Here is a 941-nt window from a genome sequence, read left to right as displayed (position 1 = left end):
AAGGTGTCACTGCTCGACGCCGAGCACGAGGTGCACCTGCGTGAACGGCTCCCGGACGGCGTGCGGCTCTACACCGGTGACGACTTCAACTATCCGGAGCTGATCGCGGGTGGCAGCCACGCGCTGCTGGGGATCTTCGATGCGATCGCCCCCGCCGCGGCGGCCGCCCTGCACGCGCTCGACGCCGGAGACCACGAGCGGTTCGCCTCCGTCCTGGCGCCGACCGTGCCGCTCGCCCGGAAGATCTTCCAGGCGCCGACCTACCACTACAAGACCGGCATCGTCCTGCTGGCCTGGCTCGCCGGGCACCAGGACGCGTTCGTCATGGTGAACGGCGCGCACAGCGCCCGGTCGATCCTCCACCTGGCCGAGGTGTTCCGTCTTGCCGACCAGGCCGGGCTGCTGCCCGACCCCGGCCTGGCCGCCGCACGCATGCGCGCGCTGCTCGCCACCGCCGGGGTGACCCAGTGACGGTGATCGAGCGGCTCTCGCTCAACCAGTGGACGACCCGGTGCTGGTCGGTACGCGAGGCCGTCGACGGATGCGTCCGGCACGGCATCCCCGCCATCGGGCTGTGGCGGGAAGCGGTGGCCAAGCAGGGCCTGGCGGCGACCGCGAAACTGGTCACCGACGCGGGACTGCGCGTCTCCTCGCTGTGCCGGGGCGGCTTCCTGACCGGCCCCGATCGCGGTCTCGGCGACAACCGCGCGGCGATCGACGAGGCCGCCACCCTCGGCGCCGCCTGCCTGGTGCTGGTGGTCGGCGGCCTGCCCGGAGTGGCGCCCGGCGGCGCGCGCGGGCCCGGCTTCAGCAGGGATCTCGCCGACGCACGGGCTCGGGTGGCCGACGGGCTCACCGCTCTGGTCCCCTACGCGGCCGATCGTGGTGTGCGGCTCGCGCTGGAGCCGCTGCACCCCATGTACTGCGCCGACCGTGCCGTG

The 941-nt window shown here is 73.5% G+C and carries 2 protein-coding genes; both read left to right on the top strand.

The features are described from left to right. Window positions 1–471, top strand: a 471-nt coding sequence (locus tag IEY93_RS37330; protein ID WP_189167871.1) for a DUF993 family protein, incomplete at its 5' end; no start/stop codon positions are given. Further along, window positions 468–941 (top strand): sugar phosphate isomerase/epimerase family protein (locus IEY93_RS37325; RefSeq protein WP_189167870.1); only part of this gene is annotated, 474 nt, incomplete at its 3' end. The genes IEY93_RS37330 and IEY93_RS37325, both read left to right, overlap by 4 nt.

The sequence above is a fragment of the Sphaerisporangium melleum genome (assembly GCF_014646695.1).
Lineage (GTDB): Bacteria > Actinomycetota > Actinomycetes > Streptosporangiales > Streptosporangiaceae > Sphaerisporangium > Sphaerisporangium melleum.
This window is presented reverse-complemented; position numbering and strand designations above follow the sequence as displayed.